12 protein-coding genes are annotated in these 18649 nt (G+C 53.6%); 7 read left to right on the top strand and 5 right to left on the bottom strand.

Annotation, left to right across the window (positions count from 1 at the left end):
* Positions 1 to 98: 98 nt before the first annotated feature.
* Positions 99 to 4088, top strand: a complete 3990-nt coding sequence (locus GS398_RS15745; RefSeq protein WP_160907733.1) for a hybrid sensor histidine kinase/response regulator transcription factor — start codon at positions 99 to 101, stop codon at positions 4086 to 4088.
* A 28-nt stretch (positions 4089 to 4116) separates the two neighbouring features.
* Here the strand turns inward: GS398_RS15745 and GS398_RS15740 are convergent, their stop codons facing one another.
* The 3 genes from GS398_RS15740 to GS398_RS15730 all read right to left on the bottom strand — a co-directional run bounded on the left by GS398_RS15740 (position 4117) and on the right by GS398_RS15730 (position 7822).
* Positions 4117 to 4893 (bottom strand): SDR family NAD(P)-dependent oxidoreductase, encoded by a 777-nt coding sequence (locus tag GS398_RS15740; RefSeq protein ID WP_160907732.1) that lies wholly within the window; start codon positions 4891 to 4893, stop codon positions 4117 to 4119.
* Positions 4894 to 4925: 32 nt separating this feature from the next.
* A complete protein-coding gene (locus tag GS398_RS15735) occupies positions 4926 to 6779 on the bottom strand; it encodes an alkaline phosphatase (protein ID WP_160907731.1) in 1854 nt (617 codons plus the stop codon).
* A 122-nt stretch (positions 6780 to 6901) separates the two neighbouring features.
* Entirely contained in the window at positions 6902 to 7822 is a 921-nt protein-coding gene (locus GS398_RS15730; RefSeq protein ID WP_160907730.1) for a glycerophosphodiester phosphodiesterase family protein, read from the bottom strand.
* 176 nt (positions 7823 to 7998) lie between these two features.
* On the opposite strand from GS398_RS15730, the gene GS398_RS15725 reads away from it, so the two are divergent.
* Positions 7999 to 10518: a phosphocholine-specific phospholipase C gene (locus tag GS398_RS15725; RefSeq protein WP_160907729.1), complete on the top strand. Its 2520-nt coding sequence runs from the start codon at positions 7999 to 8001 to the stop codon at positions 10516 to 10518.
* Positions 10519 to 10610: 92 nt separating this feature from the next.
* Positions 10611 to 11072, top strand: coding sequence for a hypothetical protein (locus GS398_RS15720; protein WP_160907728.1), 462 nt, complete (start codon positions 10611 to 10613; stop codon positions 11070 to 11072).
* Between the two features lie 358 nt (positions 11073 to 11430).
* On the opposite strand, the gene GS398_RS15715 is transcribed toward GS398_RS15720, so the two are convergent.
* Positions 11431 to 11583, bottom strand: coding sequence for a hypothetical protein (locus tag GS398_RS15715; protein WP_160907727.1), 153 nt, complete (start codon positions 11581 to 11583; stop codon positions 11431 to 11433).
* On the bottom strand, positions 11580 to 13370 hold the full coding sequence (locus GS398_RS15710; RefSeq protein ID WP_160907726.1) for a hypothetical protein: 1791 nt from the start codon (positions 13368 to 13370) through the stop codon (positions 11580 to 11582). Before GS398_RS15710 ends, GS398_RS15715 begins: the two co-directional genes overlap by 4 nt.
* Before the next feature lie 137 nt (positions 13371 to 13507).
* Here GS398_RS15710 and GS398_RS15705 point away from each other — a divergent pair, with 137 nt between their 5' ends.
* From GS398_RS15705 to ccoN, 4 genes are read left to right on the top strand one after another with little or no spacing between them, the layout of a single operon-like run.
* Positions 13508 to 13873: a hypothetical protein gene (locus tag GS398_RS15705; protein WP_160907725.1), complete on the top strand. Its 366-nt coding sequence runs from the start codon at positions 13508 to 13510 to the stop codon at positions 13871 to 13873.
* 6 nt (positions 13874 to 13879) lie between these two features.
* Positions 13880 to 16264, top strand: a complete 2385-nt coding sequence (locus GS398_RS15700; RefSeq protein ID WP_160907724.1) for a heavy metal translocating P-type ATPase — start codon at positions 13880 to 13882, stop codon at positions 16262 to 16264.
* On the top strand, positions 16261 to 16503 hold the full coding sequence (gene ccoS / locus GS398_RS15695; protein ID WP_160907723.1) for a cbb3-type cytochrome oxidase assembly protein CcoS: 243 nt from the start codon (positions 16261 to 16263) through the stop codon (positions 16501 to 16503). Before GS398_RS15700 ends, ccoS begins: the two co-directional genes overlap by 4 nt.
* Before the next feature lie 5 nt (positions 16504 to 16508).
* Positions 16509 to 18632: a cytochrome-c oxidase, cbb3-type subunit I gene (gene ccoN, locus GS398_RS15690; RefSeq protein WP_160907722.1), complete on the top strand. Its 2124-nt coding sequence runs from the start codon at positions 16509 to 16511 to the stop codon at positions 18630 to 18632.
* Positions 18633 to 18649 lie beyond the last annotated feature (17 nt).

Raw genomic sequence — 18649 nt, 5'->3', positions numbered from 1 at the left:
AATCTGCGACCATCGTAACTAACCTGGATACCATCTCAACATTTCAAAAGAAAAGCGGCTTCCTCCTGCTATGGGTATGCCTGGCGCTTAACAGCACCGTGTTAGCCCGCCAGATCGGCGTGTTCCCCATATCCGGGAATAACAAACTTCCCTCTAATACCGTCAACCGCATTTTTCACGATAAAGAAGGCTATATCTGGCTCGGCACGGCCGATGGGCTCTGTCGTTACGACGCCTACCGGGTAGTTACTTTCAAAATGACGGATTTCGGTGGCGCCGTTCCCGGGGCGAACAACGTCAACGTAATTACCGAAGTAAACAACGTGCTCCTGGTAGGAACGGAGGCTGGTCTGTTCACTATTGATAAACGCAGCTACCGGGTTTCAAAATTCCCGGATCGGCGTCTCCGCGACAGCAAAATAAACACCATACTGGTCGATCGCCAATCGCAAGTCTGGATCAGCGCCGGGGCTACCCTCTATCTCTACGGTCCGGATCTCAAATTAAAACATGATTTCCGGCGCGATGCCACCGGCGGCATATCGATCCCTGCAACGGCCGTGAGCTCCATTTACGAAGATCACTCGGGAAATACCTGGTTCTGTTTCTGGAACAAAGGGCTGTTCCGTTATGATAAAAATAAGCGCTCCTTTATCGCTTACCCCGCCGTAGGCGCAAATAATAACCCGTTTAAGATCTTCCAGGATAAACAGGGACAATACTGGATCTGCTCCTGGGGAAGCGGCCTCTACCTGTTCGACCCGGAAAAGAAGGGACCGGGAATGTACCGGGAAATAATGCTCACCAGTAAACGGCATAGAGGTGAAAAAGAAAAGCTCTTTTTCGATATTACGCAGGACGACCGCTTTGGTTTCGTGTGGGTGGTGTCCTTTTCCGGGATCACCGCCTTCAGGTATACCGCTGCCGGCACGGTCGAAGAAGTGGAATTCCCTGGCCTGTTTGCCAATGTGAACAACATTTTTAACGACCTCTACAAAGACCGCGACGGCGTTTTCTGGATCGGCACCTTCGGCGAAGGCGCATTCACCGTAAACTTTACAAAGCCGGAGATCCAGAACTTCCAGTTCACTTCCATTAAAGACCGCTATAAGATCGCTCCCGATTTTATGATGCTCTATGAAGACAGCGACGGGCTGATCTGGTGTAACCTGAACCGCCTTGGCCTGGGCTTTTTTGACCAGCATAAAAAAACCGTACAGCTTTACAGCGAGTTTCCGCACCTCACAGACATCGCCGCTATCCGCTCCGTAAGCTGCGCCGTGGAGATTCCCGGCACGAAAGACGTTTGGATAGGCTCCACCAACCTGCCGGTGATCAGTGTTTTCCGGAAAAGGGGTCAGCAAATCGTACGGGAAGAAGAGATCCGGCTTACCGATGCCGCACCGTCCGCCGGGTTCCCGGTTTACCTTTTCAAAGACCCCGGGTCAAATATCTGGATCGGCACCAATAACGGCCTCTTCGTAAAACCGTGGGGCGAGAAATTGCCGCGGCACGTAAACGCCGTTCCCGGTTACATCACCGGCATCACCTGCGATCAATACGGGTCGATATGGGTAAGTACCCGCGGCAAGGGAATTCACCAGCTCAGCATCACCGGCAGCCAGGTAAAGCTGGTCGCGAGGCTGGATGGGTCGGTTAACGGTCCCGGCATCAACGATGTGGAAGCTCTTGCGGCAGATGACGATGGAAACCTCTGGATCGGCACCATAAACGGCCGCGTTATCGCTTACAACATCACGCAAAAACGTTTCCACGACGCCATCGCGGCCGACGTCCTGCCGCGCTCCCCGGTGCTCGACATCCTTACCGACAATAACCATGTATGGATAACCACCGCCAGGGAGCTCTTTAAACTCGACCGCCGCACCGGCTCTTTTGTCGAATATTCTACAGAAGACGGCATTGTGGTTAACACGTTCGCCAAATCATCGGCCATGCAAAGCAAACTTTCGGGCAAGCTGTTCTTTGGCGGTAACCGGGGCATCAGCGTGCTTACCGGCTCGCAGGATACCCCTGTCCCGGCAGGAAACGAACGTGCGGAAGTGACCGATATAAAAATCAACAATGAGTCGGTGCTGCTGCGCGGCGGCGGGAAATACGACTTCGGCACCAGACAATTAGCCCTCGAACATTCAGACTATAACCTGGAAATCGATTTTTCATCGTTAAATTATACCTATTCCAACAAGATCAGGTACGCCTATAAACTGGACCACGTAGACCCGGATTGGGTGTACGCCCCAAAAGGCCGGCAATTTGCCACCTACAACAACCTGGGAAAAGGTAATTACACGTTCCGGATCAAAACCTCGGGACCGGATAATAAATGGCATGAGCACATTACCTCCTTATCTATTTACAAGAAACCGGTATTTTACGAATCAAACCTGGCTTACGCCGTTTACACGCTCCTGCTGATCGGTCTCGCCTATAGCGTCTTCCGGTTTACCTTGTACCGGCTCAGGCTGCGCAGCGACCTTCGCATCGCCCAGATCGAAAAGGAAAAAACGGAGGAGCTCACGCAAGCCAAACTCGCCTATTTTACCAATATCTCGCATGACCTCCTGACACCGCTAACGATCATCTCCTGCCTGATCGACGATACCGAGATCACCGCAAAAAAGCCGCTGCCGCACTACGAAAAAATGCGTTCGAACGTAAACCGCCTGAAGCGCCTCATCCAGCAGGTACTCGACTTCAGGCGGGTGGAGAGCGGGAACATGCACCTGAAACTCTCCACCGGGAATATCTGCCTCTTTATCGACGACATTTGCCGCAACCACTTCAGCCCGCTGGCGAAAAAGAAGCACATCACTTTCACCATCAATTTAAACGGGAATGGCGACGATGCCTGCTTCGATGCAGATAAAATCGACAAGGTGATATTCAACGTGCTGTCGAACGCCTTTAAATACACACCCGAAGGCGGCCAGGTGAAGGTATGGGTGGCAGTGGCCGATGAAGCCGGTACGTCGTTCCTGACCGTGAAAGTAAGCGACACCGGCGTAGGAATCCCGAAGGAGGAACTGGAAAATATATTCAAGCCGTTTTACAATAACGAACGTACCGATAAAGAGACGAACGGCATCGGCCTGTCTCTCACACACGAACTGGTACAATTACACCACGGCACCATCACTGTTGAAAGCGAAATGGAAAAAGGCGCCTCTTTTACCATCCGGATCCCGGTAAGCAGGAATGCTTATTCTGCGCACGAATTAAAAAATGCGGCGGCGATCGTCCGGGAAGAAGAATATAACTACGTAACGACCGCCGAGCCGGGCGCCGCAGAAGAAGTGCAGGCCTCAGAACCGTCCATTACGCTGCTCCTCGTAGAAGACAACATCGAGCTGCTTACCACCCTCCAAAGCGTGCTCCGCCACAGTTACCGGGTGGTAACTGCGTCCAACGGCAAGGATGCGCTCAAACTGGTACATGAACAGGAAGTGGATATTGTTGTGAGCGACGTAATGATGCCCGAAATGGACGGCCTGGAGTTTTGCCGGACGATGAAAAACGACATAGAGACCAGCCATATCCCCGTCATCCTGCTAACCGCCAAAAACAACGTGGAAGACCGGGTGGAATGTTATAAAGCGGGCGCCAACGGTTATATTTCAAAACCGTTCGAATTACCGCTGCTCATTGCCCGCATCAACAATTTCCTGTCGGCGAAACGGGTAAAGCAATCCGGCTTTAAGTCAAGTCCCGAGCTTAATATATCCACGCTTGAGCACCCCTCGCTGGACGACGAATTCCTGAAGGATATTGTCGCCGTCACCGAGAAGCATTTGTCGGAATCGGAATTTGATGTAGTGGCGCTTGCGCAGGAGCTCAACATGTCTCGATCCACGTTATACCGGAAGATCCGTTCGCTCATAGGCACCTCTCCCAACGACTTTATCAAGAATATCCGGTTAAAACACGCCTGCCAGATGATGACGAAGAACAAGTCGATGACGATTTCGGAGATCGCCTTCGCCACGGGCTTTTCAGACCCGCGCTATTTCTCTACTTGTTTTAAGGCGGAGTTTGGGATTACGCCGAGTGATTACCAGAAGAAGTAGAAAAGCGCACCTGGTCGGCCAGGGCACGCTACCGTTTGTACATCCTCCCGGCAACCTCCTCCACGATAAATTTTGGAACAATACGGGTGGCATACGCTACCAATCGGTTGGTAAGCCCGGGCACGATCTCCGCCTTTTTGCGGAACATCCCTTTTATGCCGGTCCTTGCTACATCGAGGGGCGGCATGTTAAAGCGGGCGGCAACCTCAGCCAGGGCGTCAATGCCTGCGCGCTTTACAAAGTCGGTGTCGGTGGGGCCCGGACAAAGACAGCTTACAGAAACAGCCGTATTTTTCAGCTCATACCGCAGCGCACGGCTAAAAGAAAGCACGAACGATTTCGTAGCCGAATAAGCCGCCAGCCCCGGCACCGCCTGGTAGGCCGCAGTGCTGCCAACATTGAGGATATATCCCTGCCGCTGTTTTTTAAGCTCGGGCAGCAGGTGATGGCTCAGTATCACCAGCGCGTCGATATTTAGCCGGAGCATATTCAGCTGGCCGGCAAGATCCGCTTCCGCGAAATCGCCGGCCAGGCCGTAACCAGCGTTATTTACCAATATGGCAATAGGGACCTGGCGGGAAAGGCACCATTCCGAAACCTGTTTTGGAACGCCGTCAGCCGTCAGGTCAGCGGCAAAATAGTGCGCCTCCACGCCATACTTCGCAGTAAGATCGCTGCCGAGCTCCTGCAGGTCTGTCTCTGTCCTCGAAACCAACAGCAGGTGATAGCCGGCTTCGGCCAGTACCTGTGCGATGCATTTCCCGATCCCTCTGCCGGCGCCGGTTACCAGGGCATATTCTTTCATGCTACAAGATAGTGAATCAGGCGGCAATGCCTCTATCGCCCGCCCATTAACTTAAGGATTTTGTGAAAGATCTCGTTGTTAGGGTAAACGCCCCGGAACAGGTCTGAATTAGGGCCGTACGCAAACACCGGTACAGGAGTTCCCGTGTGGTCGTTGGTGCTGAAATTGGCGTTCACCGATCCGCTTTTAAAGTCGCCGTCCAACAGCGTCAAACCGCCCGTTTCATGGTCGGCGGTAACGATCACCAGGGTTTCCCCGTCCTGGTCGGCGAAGCGCAGCGCCTCTCCCACCGCCTGGTCGAAATCGCGGTTCTCGGTAATTACCTGGCGCAGGTTATTGTTATGTCCGCCATGGTCGATCTGCGAACCCTCCATCATCACGAAAAAGCCGTTATTGTGACCCGCGAACGCGCCGGTCACCTTTTCCAGGGCTTCCCGCAGGAACGGACCGCGCCCCTCTATCACCGGCCGTGTTTCCTCCTCGGGGAGAATTGCGGCAATCCTGGGCGCAGAAGCGGATAAGAACGCGGGGAAGCTATTCACCACCTGGTACCCGCGATCCGCAAGTTTTTCCAGTGAAGCACCGGGCTTGGGCTGGCTCGCGAAATGGCTCAGTCCCGAGCCTAGCACGATGTCCGCTTTTATCGTAGCCATATCCCGGGCGATGTCTGCCGCCTGCGACCGGTCCTTCACATGGGCGTAGAAAGCCGCCGGTGTTGCATCGGTAATATCGCAAACGGCAATAAGGGCGCTTTTTTTTCCCGCTTCCATGCTGTAATCCAGCAATGACCTTAGCGGCTTATTTTGCGGATCGACGCCGATGGCACGGTTATTCGTTTTCTCGCCGGTGGCCATCGCGGTAGCGCCTGCCGCGGAATCCGTACAATAAGCATCTGCGGCGTTGGTTATCGAGAAGCCGGTATTGGTCATGTTAAAAATATTCAGCTGCCCGCCATTGCTGGTGTATGCCGAATAGAGTTGCGTGATACCCATCCCGTCGCCAATACAAAGAATAATGTTCTTTACTTTCCGTTTTGCACCGTCACTCTTATAATCCGGACGGTAAACGGCATAACGCTCGCCCGTGCGGTAGTTGCTTGCGCCGTACTTTTCCAGGAACGTGCCAAGCGCCTCTACCTGGTCGGTGCCGATCAGGTCGACGTCCAGTTCCATCAGGGCCATCCAGGCGGTCGGTCCATCGGGCGCGCCCCAAAAACGAATCTTCTTCCCGGCAGTATGTACGCTGTCGATCGTCTTTTTTAAACGGACGGCTTCCTCGCTAACGATCCGTCCCTTGCCGTTCCATACCGAAAACCGCGTAAAAGGGAGGCTCACCAGCCCAACCCGCTCCCATTGTTCGGGCGTGCCGGGCTGGCTCTGGTCATCATCGAACGAGAGGATTGCCGGGTATTTATGAAACTCTGCCGGACCGGGACGGCTTCCGCTGATGACGATCTGTAAGCGCTTCGCGGAAAGCAATTTATCCAGCGGCTTCAGTTCATTCACCAGCAGGTTTAACGAGGTACTGTAATCCTGCTTGATGTCTACCAGCAGGCTCACCCTGCGCGCGGTATCGAGCGTAAGCTCCCGCAAAAGCGGCTCGAGATAGAGGGATCGTAAAGTCCGCGACGGGTCGATGCCCTCGCGGCTATGCGCCACCACCAGGGTGTTATTAAGCGGGAAAACATCGGCTTCTATAGACCCGAAACCTTTTTTGTAAGCTCTTAAAAAGGGGATGTTTCCTTCATAATCATTGTGTGAATGTGCTTGCTGAACGGTATAAACGCGATCCTGTGCGGTTGCGCTGAAAGCCGCGATAAATAATACGACCGCAATACCAGCCCGCTTTAATCCCTTTGGGCGCCCGGCGACTTTATTTTGATGCATCTGGTTAACTAAAAATGGTCCTGGAATTAGCCGCAAAGATCTCCCCGGAAGATGATGCCACCGGGAATAATAAATTATGATATTGTTAACCCACGTAAATGCTATCGACTACGTGGTCGCTCCTATTTGTGTAAGCCGCGCTTTCTCAAATATGCCAGTAAAAACTCCGGCCGGTCCGTTTGTATGATCGTGGCTCCCCGGGCGATGATCCAGTCATAGCTGCCGGCAAGGTCGCCGCTAACCGCGCGATCGTCTTCATGTCCGCCGTTTAGGCTGGTCCACAACGAGTTAACCCATACACGCGAGCCCCTGCCGCGTATAAGCCGGAACTTATTGAGCATGGCGGAAGTATCAGATGCAAAGTTCAGCTCAAAACCGACGGGCTTAAATTCCTGCTGGAAATCCCCGATCACCCGGGCAGCGTCCGGTTTTTCGAGGTTTACGATGGGCATATAGTGAAGCTGGCGCAGCGTGGCTATGCTGTTGTCGGCGAGTACCTTGTTTAATTGGTTCTCCGACTTGGCGATCGCCTGGTTAAGCGTACCGGTCTTTTGAAGCACTCGCTGTGAAGCTCCGATAAAATCGTAACCCTTATCCAGGTTAACCAGTACTTTGCCTTTTACGGCCGTCATCACTTCTTCGAGGGTAGGGATCCTGAATCGGGTAACCCGCCCAAGACCATTTTTGAGCCCGAGCTTTCTCAGCGAATCGAGCGTAAAGCTGCTTACCGGACCCTTAGCGGTGGTAACGCGGTCTACGGTTTTATCATGCATCAATACCAGGTGCCCGTCGCTGGTCATCTGGAGGTCGATCTCTACAATATCAACACCCATTTTTACGGCGCTCAGGATCCCCTCCAGGGAATTCTCGGGGAAATTATGCCAATCGCCGCGGTGTGCCGCCACCAGCACCTGGTCGCTTTTAGGGTCTTCCAGCAGCCTGATGATCCGGTTTACCGGCGGCTCCGGCTTATTCTGCGCACGCGCGACGGGCGGCGCCGATCCGGCCAATAAAATGGAAAAGATAAGGGCGTTAAATTTCATGATTGGTATGCGTGTGTAAACGGACAAAGATACCGGGAGCAGGTTATCGAAATATTAAGTTCATATTACGGGAATGGCTATGCTTAAATAAAATCCTTAACTTTTCCTTGCCATTAAAGATACACGCTTTAGGTATGATCGCGGTGAATTTGCCATCCGCCAATAACCGAAACCACATGGATAATCGCAGAGAATTTATCAAAAAAGCGGCTTTGCTTTCCGGCGCTGCCGGCTTATCGGCCTTGTTGCCCGACTCTATCGCCCGGGCCATGGCCATAGATCCCGCCGCAGGCACCACGTACCTGGATGCGGAGCACATCGTGGTGCTTATGCAGGAGAACCGTTCGTTCGATCATTGCTACGGGTCACTAAAAGGCGTGCGTGGCTTTAACGATCCCCGCACTATACGCCTGCCCGACGGCGACCCGGTTTGGCTCCAGAAAAATAAGAACGGCGATACTTACGCCCCGTTCCGCCTTAACATAAAAGAAACGCGGTCTACCTGGCTTGGTTCGCTTCCACATTCGTGGACAAACCAGGTGGATGCCCGCAATGACGGAAAATATGACCGCTGGCTGGACGCAAAGCCGTCGGGCCGGAAAGGGCTCGAACATGCCCCGCTAACCCTCGGTTATTACAACCGCGAAGACCTGCCGTTTTACTACTCGCTGGCAGACGCATTTACCGTTTGCGACCAGAATTTCTGCTCCTCTCTCACCGGGACCACGCCCAACCGCCTGTACCTGTGGACAGGTACCGTACGTCCCGAGCCACACGCAAGTGCACCGGCCATGGTGCGCAACGAAAATGTAGATTATGCTAAAGAAGTGCACTGGACAACTTTCCCCGAGCGGCTCGAAGAACTCGGCGTTTCCTGGAAGATCTACCAGAACGAGATCAGCCTGCCCACCGGTCTCGAGGGCGACGAAGACGCCTGGCTGTCAAACTTTACCGATAATCCCATCGAATGGTTCACGCAGTTTAACGTCAGGTTCTCTGAAACCCACCGGGCCTATCTTGACAAATTAACGGCAACGCTGCCGCTTGAGATCGCAGGTATGGAAGCAAAATCGGGCACCTTTCCCGCTGGCAGTAAAGAAGCCATCATCCATGCCTCGCAACTTGGGAAGAAGCGATCTATGCTCGCCCTGGTGAACCAGGAACGCCCGAAGTGGACGGCCGCCAACTTCGATAAACTAAGCCGCCATCATCAAAACCTCCACCAAAAGGCTTTTACCACCAACAGGAACGACCCGGCCTACCGCGACCTCACCACCATCGGTTATAACGATGCGGGAACATCGCGAAGTCTCACCGTACCGAAAGGCGATACGCTGCACCAATTCAGGGGCGACGTAAAAGAAGGCAAGCTACCCACAATTTCCTGGGTGGTAGCCCCCGAAAACTTTTCCGACCACCCGGGAGCGCCATGGTACGGGTCGTGGTACGTTTCGGAGATGATGGACATCCTCACCAGCAACCCTGAAGTATGGAAGAAAACTATCTTTATTCTTTGTTACGACGAGAATGACGGCTACTTCGATCATGTTCCGCCTTTCGTAGCCCCGGATCCGGCCCGTCCAAAAACGGGAATGGTTTCGCCTGGCATCGACAGTTCAGTGGAATTTGTCACCCTCTCCCAGGACCGCAGTGCCAATCCCGGGAAGGAATCGAGGGACCTGCGCGAGAGCCCTATCGGTCTCGGCTACCGTGTTCCATTGGTGATCGCCTCGCCATGGAGCCGTGGCGGCGCCGTATGCTCACAGGTATTCGACCATACCTCTATCCTGCAGTTCATGGAGAAATTCCTGGGCCATAAAACCGGGAAGAAAGTCCACGAGCCGAATATTTCCGCCTGGCGGAGAGCGGTATGCGGCGACCTCACCTCGGTATTTCGTCCCTACAACGGCGAAAAGATCGCCCTGCCCGAATTCCAGGCCAGGGAACCCTTGATCCGGCAGATACACAGTGCGCAGTTTAAACAGGATCCCATGGGATACCGTAAGCTCAGCGCCGCAGACGCGTCATCAGCACGTGCCGGAATGCTTCCCGCACAGGAAAAGGGTACCCGTACTTCGACCGCTATCCCCTACCAGTTGTATGCGGATGGGGCCGCGCAACCGGGAAAGAAACAGTTCTCTATCGCCTTTTCGGCGAAGACGGAAGTATTTGGCGCCCGTAGCGCCGGATCCCCATTCCTGGTATACGGCCAGCAGGAAACACCCAGGAATTATGCGCTCAACCCCGGCAGCACCCTGGCAGACAGCTGGGACTTTGACATTGCCGGGCATTATCACCTCGAAGTGTATGGCCCTAACGGCTTCTACCGGATGTTCCAGGGTACAGTGAACGATCCGCCGTTAACAATTTCATGCGAATACCAGCGCACCCGGATGAGCCCGAACAAATTGAGCGGCAATCTCGAGCTTCGCTTCCTCAACAGCGGCCGCACGCCGGTGGCCGTGGAACTTACCGATAACAGCTACGGTGCTGGAACTAAAAAACAAACGATCCTTGCCGCCGGTAAATCAGCGCAGAAATGGATCCCCATGGCCGTTAACCTCGTAGGCAGCAACCGCTGGTACGACATCAGCGTACGGATCCCCGGCGCACCCGATTTTGAATACCGTTTCGCCGGACGCATAGAAACCGGCGAAACCGGCATTTCCGATCCGCTGATGGGTGGAACGGTATAAGGATCGCATTGTGTGTAAAAAAATAGCACATCAAAACGAATGATTTGTCGTTTAGACAGCTATTTCTATTTTTGCATTACACACACACGCCTATGGCAACGATTACAGAACACGATGTAATTACTTTCCTCGAAAGTAAGATAGCAGCCCTGTTAGACGAAATCAGCAGGATCCGGTTAGTCACCGAGTATTTTACGGGTATTGCACCCGCTGCTCCAAAACCGGCGGCATTAAAGACATTAAAAAAGAAGCCGTTAAAACGAAAAAAACAAAAGCAGGTAAAGATGACAGCCCAACCGGGGGTCGGGGAAATCTCCGCTCCGCCGGTACCCCTTACGGGATTAGAAGATAACATCCTGGCGATGCTGTCGCTCGGGCCGGCCTATATTAACGACATTATATCTTCTGCCCAGGCTTTGCATGCCGGCGCGGAACCGCAACGGGTCGAAAACGCCGTGATCAATACGCTTTTCGTATTTAAAAAAAACGGGCGCGTAGCATCGGTACAGGAAGGGAAAAAATACCGGTACAGCTTACAGGCCGTGGCAAGTTAGAAAGACTAGATTAACCTTTCTGCTTCCGGCTAACAAGTCAATACTTCCACAAGTTATATGACTGACCCGGTTCTATTGGAAATTCCTGCAACATTAAATTAGAATAACAGTAAAAGCATAGTAATAACCAACCCAAAATCAATTACTTACTAAATTTTACCGTTATGAAAGAATGAGATTTTTGTTGCTATGTATGGCGTAATCAGGTTGCGCCCGGTTTTATCCAGGGAAATAACGTAGGTACAAGTCCATATAGCGCATCGGCTGATTTGCAATCGCCCCTGCATAAACTCCGGGTCCTTTGTCGCCGCTTTCAGCTGATAAATATATTTCCTCAAGTTTTACGATTCATCCCTTATCACTTGCCGAAAATAGCCGACAACAGGTAATTACCTCCGCGGAACAGCAGCACGGCAATTCCGCAGGGTACCAGCACAGCGGTGGTTACCAGCCATCGCAGCCAGAACCCTAGCTCCCGGGAGACCCGTTCGCCTGCCTTGTTCAATTTCATGCCAGTGCCCATAAATCCGATAACCTGAGCGCTGACAGCTCCGCTTCTGCCTGTGCAAGCTGTGCCTGTGCCGCCGCACCGGCCTCTATCGAAAGAAAAAGGCTGCCATAATAAGCGATGCCGCCGGCCAGCTGCTTCATAAAGTTGTCGTAATGTTTCTTCCTTTTGTCGTCCAGGACCTGTACGGTATTCAGCAGGTCCTGCTTCAGGTAGTTTACATACAGGTTAAGCTCGTTAATAAACACATGGGCACGGCCAATGTCTTTCAACAAATCGAGCCTGCCATAAATATGCCCCACCATCTCTTTAAGTGTATAACTGGAGGAGAAATATGCCAGGTTTGGTCCCGGGCATATACTCACCGCTTCGCTTTCTTTGGGTTTGAGGATACCGTTTACCAGGTAGGCCGACGCACAAAGGCCTTCGCAGAGGCATACCTTTTCGGTAATGCTACTTAAGCGGGCAGCAAACTCCGCTTCAGAAAGACCTTGTTGTTCATTCAGCTCGTTAATCTTCAGGTACTGGTATTCGCGGGACGCGGTACAAATAGGCGCTTCCGTAAACTCGGTATTGCTGCATAAAAACTTCTTGGTACACGGGCTCCCCGGGCGCCCCGCTTCTATCCGTTGTAATCGTTGCGCTTCGGCCGTCGATTTCCTGAAGTTATTGAATAAAACGCCTAATGGCGATGAGTTACTCAGGTAAAAATCGCGCTCCGTTGCCTGCCCGAGGTTATGCAGCGTTTCGGCGTCCACGTTAGTGGCTTCCGGAACCAGCAGGAACGGGCTGCCCCATCCTGTTCCGTCGAGCTGGTAATAATCCAGGAGAAAGGCGTGTTCGCGGGCAGTGCCGATGCCGCCTTGCGCGGTCACGCGTTGCGGGGGTATTACGCCGGCAGCAATTTGTTTACCTGCCAACGCTTGCCGGCAGATGCCGAACAGTTCTGCTCTCAGTGCGGACCGCTGCTGCTTAAACTCCTCGAGGATCGGGCCCAGCAGCAATCCATCCGTGGCAAATGCGTGTCCCCCGCAGTTCAGGCCGCTCTCGATCCTGAACTCCGATACCCAAAGACCGCGCTTGGCGAGCATCTTCGCCTGGATAGCGGCCGACCGGAAGTCGCTTACTTTAAGAATGATCTTCTTTTTAAACCGGCCATGCTCATCCGGGTAAAAATCCACGAAGCTTTCAAAATAGCTATAAAGCCGCGTATTCAGCCCGGCCGATACCACTACCGACGATTGCAGGCTGCTGCCGGCAAAACCCCGCAAGGCAGCCAGCGCATCGGTATTCTCCGTTGCCGGGAACCCGGCATGTGCGCCAGGATTGGCTTTGTCGACTTTCGCCATGATATTTACGTCGATGGCGCCCGGCACCATATCGCGCCTCAGCTGCCGCTGTAAACGGTGCCGCTCCACGCGATCCCGCACGTTCAGCATCCGGTTGTAACGATATTTAAGGGCCGAGCTTTCGGGAAGCAGCTCAAAGTATTTGCAGATATCGGAGCCTGTTAAGAAAGGTTCCTGCTTCAATGCCATGAACTGCCCGTTTACCAGGTCGCGAAGCAGGTCCAGGTACGCGGTGATACGGCGGGCGCGCGAATCGTTGTCAGACTTTTTAATAGCCACGTATTCACGTCCGTTCTCCCGGCAATGGAACGCGCGCATCCGTTCGGTAAGCTCATCGTCGACGATCGAAACCACGGACGAAATACCGTAACGGGCAACCTTGAGCGGTGTATCTATGGAATAACCTAAACCTAAAACAGGGATATGAAATGTATGGTGCATATGATGTGAGTATGCACAAAGCAACGGAACAAAGGGCGCTTAAAAAGTGACGGAGATCATATTTCATCCTGATGGTGAACATGGTTGCAGATCCCGTAACCCGGCAACTTTGTGTCATCAAATTAATATTTAATACGATGGCGACGTTAAAAACAATTCCCCACACCACCTGGGGACACAGTCCGGTTCAAATAACCTCTTCTGCACCTAACAGCTACAGGCGTTATCTCGCCTATGCGGATGCGCAGCAACCTTACCATGCCGCCTGGTGGCTGGTTTCGCTATTGGCGCATAGCTGTTTCCTGGTACCATTATCCTTTCTCCTCATTTATTCGATGGGCGGACCGGTGATGCTGTTCCTCGGCGCAAGCATGGGCCTGTTCTTTGCGAACATTGTGGCAAACATGAGCGGCGCGTTAACCCGCACCACCATATTCCTGTTCTTTTTGAGCCTGGTCATGCATGCCGGCATGATCGGTTTTACCTTGCTTACCGCAGCGTGATCCTGCATGAAAAAGATCACGCTCCAGGTTGAGCGTTGTTACCATTGCGGCCAGGAACTTCCGCCAAAGCCGTATAGGCTGGACGATAAGCAGTTTTGCTGTGCCGGCTGCCAGGGCGTATACAGCGTGCTTGCCGAAAACGACCTCTGCAGTTATTACCGGTACAATGATGCGCCAGGGCAAACCGTTTCCGGCGCCGACAAGCAGACCGCTTACCTCGACGAGCCCAAAGTGATCAGCCAACTGGCAGACTATACGGACCAACATACCACGGTAGTTACTTTTTATATCCCGGCCGTTCATTGCAGCTCCTGTATCTGGCTGTTGGAGCACCTGCACAAAGCACACAAGGGGGTGATCCATTCGCGCATCGACTTCTTAAAGAAACAGGTTTGCATTACCTTCCACCAGCAGGATATCTCCCTGCGCAAACTGGTAGAGCTGATCACCAGCCTGGGATATGAGCCGTTAATTACCGCGAAAGACGAAAGCCGGGAGGTTAAAACCAGGTCGGTAAGCAGCCTGGTGCGCCGCATCGCGGTAGCGGGCTTTTGCATGGGCAATGTGATGCTGTTCAGCTTCCCGGAATATTTCGGGCTGCCGGGTTCCGAGATCCATTTCAGGCAATTATTCGGCTGGCTCAACCTTGCATTGACCATTCCCGTTACCTTTTATTGCGCGCGCGAGTTTTTCATTTCCGCCATCGGCGGGCTGAAGAAGCGCTTTGTAAACCTCGACGCACCCCTTGCGCTCATCATTGCCGTGCTGTTCATGCGCACCGCGTACGAGATCTTCACCCATACCGGCGCCGGGTTCAGCGATACGCTTACCGGCCTGGTGTTCCTGCTGCTGATGGGGCGTTGGGTAAAACAACGTGCCTACCAGCACTTCTCCTTCCAGCGCGATTACCGCTCGTATTTCCCGATGGCGGTTACCGTACTGGAAAATGACCGGGAGAAGACGGTGATGACCGAAGACCTGGCAGCCGGCGACCGTATCCTGGTGCGCAACAACGAGATCATTCCGGCGGATTCGGTCCTGCTAAAGGGGCAGGCTTATATCGATTTCAGCTTCGTAACCGGCGAATCGTCGCTGGTATACAAATCTGCCGGCGATCCGGTGTACGCCGGCGGCAGGCAACAGGGCGAAGCGCTTGAGCTGGAGGTAGTGAAGCGCGTTTCACAAAGCTACCTCACCAGCTTATGGAATAACGAGATCTTTTCTTCCGGGGAAAGCCGCATCCAAACCTTTAACGATTCCATCGCGCAATATTTTGGCGCCGCAGCGCTTGGCATCGCGGCAGGGTCTGCGGTGTTCTGGCTGTTTCAACACGACGGTTCCCGCGCCTGGCAAGCGTTTACCGCGGTGCTGATCGTGGCATGTCCCTGTGTATTATCGCTCAGCTCGCCATTTATCCTTTCGGCGATCCTTACCGTGTTCGACAAACATAAGTTTTACCTCCGTAACACGGAAGTGGTTGAATCGCTGGCAAAAACCGATACCGTGGTGTTTGACAAAACAGGCACCTTAACGGCCCCCAATCGCTTCGACCCCGACTTTAAGGGTTATCTTTCTGCCGAAGAGAAAGTGATGGTGGCCTCTCTCGCCCGCAACTCAAACCACCCGCTAAGCCGCGAGCTGGTTAAATGGTTCGGTACCATGGAATACCTTGATACCGATTACTTTATGGAGGTCCCGGGCATGGGGGTTTCGGGCATGGTAAAAGGCAACCACATCGTGATCGGCAATGCCGCTATGGTAAGCGCCGGCAGCTGCCGTGAAAAGACACCCACCGTGTACGTAAAGATCGAAGGCGTGATCATGGGCCATTTCGCCATCCGGATGAAATACCGCAACTTCCTGGCAGCACTGATCAGCCGGCTGAAAGAGACCTGTATGTTACACCTGCTTTCCGGCGATTCCCACCTTGAATCCAACCGCCTGAAGGAATGGTTCGCACCGGCGAACATACGCATAGGGCAATCGCCCCGGCAAAAGCTGGATTATGTAAAGAACCTGCAGGACCAGGGGCACACCGTAATGATGGTAGGCGATGGCCTTAATGATGCCGGAGCCCTTCGCCAAGGCAATACCGGCATCGCGGTGAGCGACCACATCAACAACTTCAGCCCGGCCTGCGACGCCATCATTAACGGCGATTCCATTCACCTGCTGCCCCAATTTATGGCGCTGGCAAAAGACGCGGTTCGCACCGTAAAATGGAGTTTCGTGATAGCGGCATCGTACAATATCGCCGGGCTTTGCTTCGCCGTACAAGGCACGCTGGCGCCGCTTACCGCCGCCGTGCTGATGCCGTTGAGCACCGTGACCATCCTTACGTTCAGCTACCTGGCCACCCGCCGCCTCACCCGTAAACACCAGCTGCAATGACCATTATTTATGCGCTGGTAGGCATCAGTCTCCTGGTAGCGCTCCTTTTTCTGGGCGCTTTCTTCTGGGCGTCGAAAACCGGGCAGCACGACGATATGCTGACTCCGGCGATCAGGATGCTGTTTGAGGATGAGGCGCCCGATAAGGAAAAATGTGACGAAGATCACGAATCAGCCAGACCCCCGTCAATTTCCGCCCGCCGCTGCCGCAATAGTTTTACCCCCGAAAACACAGATTAATTCCAATGCTCGAAAAATTCCATTACGACAACAAAACCGTCCGCAACTTCGGCATTGCCACCCTTATTTGGGGCATTGTCGGAATGACTGTGGGCTTGCTCGTGGCCATGCAGCTGGTAAAACCAGGCATGAACATGGGTAACCAGTTCACCACCTTCGGGCGCGTCCGCCCGCTGCATACCAACGCCGTTATTTTCGCATTTGTGGGCAACGGGATCTTCATGGGCGTGTATTATTCGCTCCAGCGTCTGCTCAAGGCACGTATGTATAGCGATGCGCTCAGCAAGATCCACTTCTGGGGCTGGCAGCTCATCATCGTGGCCGCCGCCATCACCCTGCCGCTCGGCCTCACCACGTCGCACGAATACGCCGAGCTTGAATGGCCTATCGACATCGCCATCACCCTCATCTGGGTGGTATTCGGCATCAATATGTTCGGAACCATCTTTAAGCGGCGCGAGCGGCATTTGTACGTGGCCATCTGGTTCTACATCGCCACTTTCGTAACCGTGGCGGTGCTGCATATCGTAAACTCGTTCGAGCTGCCCGTTTCCGCGTTCAAAAGCTACTACTGGTATGCCGGCGTGCAGGACGCCCTGGTACAATGGTGGTACGGGCATAACGCCGTCGCCTTTTTCCTTACCACGCCCTACCTGGGTATGATGTACTACTTCCTGCCAAAAATGGCCAACCGGCCTGTGTATTCTTATAAGCTAAGCATCCTGCATTTCTGGTCGCTCATTTTCATTTATATCTGGGCAGGACCACACCACCTACTGTACACTTCGCTCCCATCCTGGGCCCAATCGCTGGGGGTCGCATTTTCTATCATGTTAATCGCCCCCAGCTGGGGCGGGATGATCAACGGGCTGCTCACCCTGCGGGGCGCGTGGGACAAAGTGCGCGAAGACCCTATCCTCAAATTCATGGTAGTAGGCGTTACCGCATACGGTATGGCCACGTTCGAAGGGCCCATGCTGGCGCTAAAACAGATCAACGCCATTGCGCACTATACTGATTGGATCGTGGCGCACGTACACGTAGGTGCGCTGGGCTGGAACGGGTTCCTCACTTTCGCCATCCTGTACTGGCTCATTCCGCGGATCTACAAAACGCCGTTGTTCTCCAAAAAGCTTGCCTCGTTCCATTTCTGGATCGGCACGCTGGGCATCCTGTTCTACGCCGTGCCGATGTATTGGTCGGGCTTTACCCAGGGGCTGATGTGGAAAGAATTTACCGCAGAAGGCTTGTTAAAATACCCGAACTTCCTCGAAACCACGCTGCAGGTCATTCCTATGCACGTGCTTCGCGCCATCGGCGGAACGCTGTACCTCACCGGTGTGATCACCATGGCTTATAACCTGGTGAAAACCATGCAGGCGGGTAAGCTGGTGGCCAATGAACCGGCGGAAGCCCCCGCATTAAGTGCGGATTTCGTTCCCCGGGGACACGATAAAGACACACACCGCGTGCTGGAACGCCGCCCCATTCAATTGATGATCGTGGCGTTGATCGTGATCCTGGCAGGTGGCATGGCCGAGCTGATGCCCACGTTCATGGTATCCTCCAATATCCCCACCATCAGCAGCGTGAAACCCTACACCCCTCTCGAGTTGCAGGGACGCGACCTCTACATCCGCGAAGGCTGCGTAGGCTGCCACTCCCAGATGATCCGCCCGTTCCGCTCAGAAACAGAACGCTATGGCGAGTACAGCAAAGGCGGCGAGTTCGTTTACGATCACCCGTTTCTCTGGGGATCCAAACGTACCGGCCCCGACCTTCACCGCGAAGGCGGAAAATACTCGGATGCCTGGCACTTCAATCACCTGCTCGATCCGCGGACGATGTCGCCCGGCAGCATCATGCCTGCGTACGACTGGCTGATCACGCAGCGACTGGATACTGCCACCACCCGGTCGAAGATCACTGCCATGCGCAAGCTGGGCGTACCCTATGAAAAAGGTTATGAAAATACCGCCAATGCCGATCTCGGCCGGCAGTCGCAAAGCATCGCAGCCAGCCTTGCCAAAGACAATATTAAGATCCGGAGCGACCGCGAGATCGTAGCCATCATCGCCTACCTGCAACGGCTCGGCGTTGATATTAAAGCACATAACCCAACGAACTGATCCACCCGAAAACATCC

Source organism: Hufsiella ginkgonis, assembly GCF_009834915.1.
Classification (GTDB): domain Bacteria; phylum Bacteroidota; class Bacteroidia; order Sphingobacteriales; family Sphingobacteriaceae; genus Hufsiella; species Hufsiella ginkgonis.
The sequence above is the reverse complement of the archived record's forward strand: the minus strand, read 5'-3'. Positions and strand labels throughout refer to the sequence as shown.

Bases quoted from the DNA above. Each gene is read 5' to 3' on its own strand.
- GS398_RS15700 (WP_160907724.1), top strand. From the start codon at position 13,880: ATGAAAAAGATCACGCTCCAGGTTGAGCGTTGTTACCATTGCGGCCAG.
- GS398_RS15715 (WP_160907727.1), bottom strand. From the start codon at position 11,583: ATGAAATTGAACAAGGCAGGCGAACGGGTCTCCCGGGAGCTAGGGTTC.
- GS398_RS15710 (WP_160907726.1), bottom strand. From the start codon at position 13,370: ATGCACCATACATTTCATATCCCTGTTTTAGGTTTAGGTTATTCCATA.
- ccoN (WP_160907722.1), top strand. From the start codon at position 16,509: ATGCTCGAAAAATTCCATTACGACAACAAAACCGTCCGCAACTTCGGC.
- GS398_RS15725 (WP_160907729.1), top strand. From the start codon at position 7,999: ATGGATAATCGCAGAGAATTTATCAAAAAAGCGGCTTTGCTTTCCGGC.
- GS398_RS15705 (WP_160907725.1), top strand. From the start codon at position 13,508: ATGGCGACGTTAAAAACAATTCCCCACACCACCTGGGGACACAGTCCG.
- GS398_RS15730 (WP_160907730.1), bottom strand. From the start codon at position 7,822: ATGAAATTTAACGCCCTTATCTTTTCCATTTTATTGGCCGGATCGGCG.
- ccoS (WP_160907723.1), top strand. From the start codon at position 16,261: ATGACCATTATTTATGCGCTGGTAGGCATCAGTCTCCTGGTAGCGCTC.
- GS398_RS15720 (WP_160907728.1), top strand. From the start codon at position 10,611: ATGGCAACGATTACAGAACACGATGTAATTACTTTCCTCGAAAGTAAG.
- GS398_RS15740 (WP_160907732.1), bottom strand. From the start codon at position 4,893: ATGAAAGAATATGCCCTGGTAACCGGCGCCGGCAGAGGGATCGGGAAA.
- GS398_RS15735 (WP_160907731.1), bottom strand. From the start codon at position 6,779: ATGCATCAAAATAAAGTCGCCGGGCGCCCAAAGGGATTAAAGCGGGCT.